This window comes from Arthrobacter sp. CAL618 (assembly GCF_000468215.1).
Lineage (GTDB): Bacteria > Actinomycetota > Actinomycetes > Actinomycetales > Micrococcaceae > Arthrobacter_D.
In genome coordinates this window covers 1-2202 of record NZ_ASZW01000218.1, presented here as the reverse complement: position 1 = coordinate 2202, position 2202 = coordinate 1, and the positions used below count along the sequence as shown (strand labels likewise).

Genomic DNA, 2202 nt, shown 5'->3' with positions numbered 1-2202 from the left:
CCGGCACTGCCGTCCGCCCCTCCAGTACGGGAATGTTTCAGCAGCTCACCACTGACGCACGACAGGCGGCCGCGGAACAGCTCCGTCCTGGCGATGAGGACAGGGTTTTCTACAAGCTGCCGATCTACAAACGCATCATCATCATGCTCGGCGGGCCGGTGATGAACCTGATCATCGGCGTGATCATGTTTGCCATCCTCATCATGGGGTTCGGTTCGCCACAGGCCACCACCACGGTGTCCGAGGTCTACGAGTGCGTGGTGCCAGCCAGCCAGCAGGCCTCCACCGGTCAAACTGCCTGCACCGACGAGGACCCCGCCGCCCCCGCGTTCGACGCGGGCCTGCAACCCGGTGACCGGGTGGTGAGCTACGACGGTCAGGATGTGACGGACTGGACCCAACTGTCCGCCTGGATCCGCGACACGGCGGGCGACGAGACCGCCATCAGCTACCTCCGCGACGGCGAAACCGTCAGCACCACCATCACCCCGCTGCTGACCGAACGGCCCGTCCCCGACATTGACGGACGGCCTAAACTCAACGCCGATGGCACCCAGGTCCTCGAAGCCGTCGGGTTCATCGGCGTCGGCTCACAGCAGGAACTGGCTCCGGGTCCGCCAAGCGACGTGCTTCCCGCGGTGGGGGATAACATCGTCGCAGTAACCGGTGTGGTGATTAATCTCCCGCAGCGTGTTGTCGAGGTGGGGCAGGCAGCGTTCTCCGATGCACCCCGCGACCCGGAAGGCCCCATCAGCGTGGTGGGCGTCGGCCGGATTGCCGGTGAGGTTTCGGCGATGGACGAGATTCCTGTCGAATCCCGCCTGGCAACCCTCGTGGGGCTGGTGGGCGGTGTCAACATTGCGTTGTTTGTCTTCAACCTCATCCCTTTGCTGCCCCTCGACGGCGGACACATCGCCGGGGCACTCTGGGAAGGCGTCCGCAGGACCGTCGCACGGTTGTTCAAACGTCCGGATCCCGGTCCCTTCGACATGGCCAAGCTCCTGCCGCTCACCTATGTCGTTGCAGTTCTTCTAATGGGAATGGGCGCGTTGCTGATCTACGCGGACATTGTGAAACCGGTGAATCTCTTCGGCTGACGGGCAACGCCGGGCCAAAGTGGTTGTAAATCAATTTGAGCTCTAAATAGGTTGTTATTTGATTTACACCCGCATAAGGTTGAACCATGTTTGTGATGACAATCGATCAGAAGGGGAGCTCACAGGCCGACGACGGCGTCCCCGGCCTGCTCGACCTGTTGCGCCAGGTCCCATCCGTCGTACCCTTCGAACGCTCCGTGGGTGATGAAGCACAGGGTGTTCTCAACTCTCCAGAGGCAGTGGTCGACGCCACGCTGCTCTGCCTGCGGGCCGGCAACTGGTATGTGGGGATCGGGGTAGGCGACGTCGAACTGCCGCTACCAGCCACCGCGCGGGAGGGGAGGGGCGACGCGTTTGTCGCTGCGCGCGCGGCGGTCGAACGGGCCAAGAAGGCAGGGGATCGTGCCACTGTTGCGGTGGAGGGTGGTTCCGGGACGGCCGAAGCCGAAGGCGTCCTGATGCTGATTGGGCTGCACGTCATGAAACGGACCGCAGCCGAGTGGCGCATCCTGGACCTCCTGGAACCAGGCAAGTGGGGGACCCAAACCGTCGCAGCGCGGCACCTCGGCATCACGTCCCAGGCCGTCAGTAAAGCCGTGGCCCGCTCGGCATGGGTGGAGGAATGGGCAGCCCGACCCGCAGCCGCCGTGCTCCTGCGTCGGGCTGATGCTGCTCTCCGGAAATAGCTCCGGACGTGGAACGTCAGGCATAGCCCCGAAGAGGCTCCGGAAGTAGCTCCGGAATTTGGCTCCGGAAGTGGAATGTCGGACGCGGACTGTAGAGTCCCGGTGTAACGACAGGAAGACGAGGGCCGACATGGAAGTGCTGTGGGTGATACTGACCCTGCTGGTGGCAGCCGGCGTTGGCTGGCCGGTAACCGTAGGCGTGCTGAAGCTCGCTCGCTCAGTCGACGAGCACGAGAAGGCGCCGGGTGGCGAGGAAACGGCTGAGCGCCAGGAAACGGTAGATCAGCAGGGGCCTGCAGCGCCTGTCGTGGTTGAAAAGACCCCGGGAATTGTGATTCCCGACCCGCCGGAAAACGACCCAGTGACACCGGCGCCGGCAACACCGGCACCAGTAAGACCGGCACCAGCGACACCGGGGG

At 63.9% G+C, this 2202-nt stretch carries 2 protein-coding genes and 1 pseudogene; all 3 read left to right on the top strand.

The features are described 5' to 3' along the window. On the top strand, positions 1–1097 hold a 1097-nt coding region (locus tag K728_RS0113100), incomplete at its 5' end, for a M50 family metallopeptidase (protein WP_035748096.1). A gap of 86 nt (positions 1098–1183) precedes the next feature. Next, positions 1184–1783 (top strand): MarR family transcriptional regulator, encoded by a 600-nt coding sequence (locus K728_RS0113095; protein ID WP_024477004.1) that lies wholly within the window; start codon positions 1184–1186, stop codon positions 1781–1783. 130 nt (positions 1784–1913) lie between these two features. Continuing rightward, positions 1914–2202: pseudogene (locus K728_RS0113090) on the top strand (hypothetical protein); the annotation flags it as partial.

Coding starts and splice junctions, on each gene's coding strand:
- K728_RS0113095 (WP_024477004.1), top strand. CDS start 1,184: ATGTTTGTGATGACAATCGATCAGAAGGGGAGCTCACAGGCCGACGAC.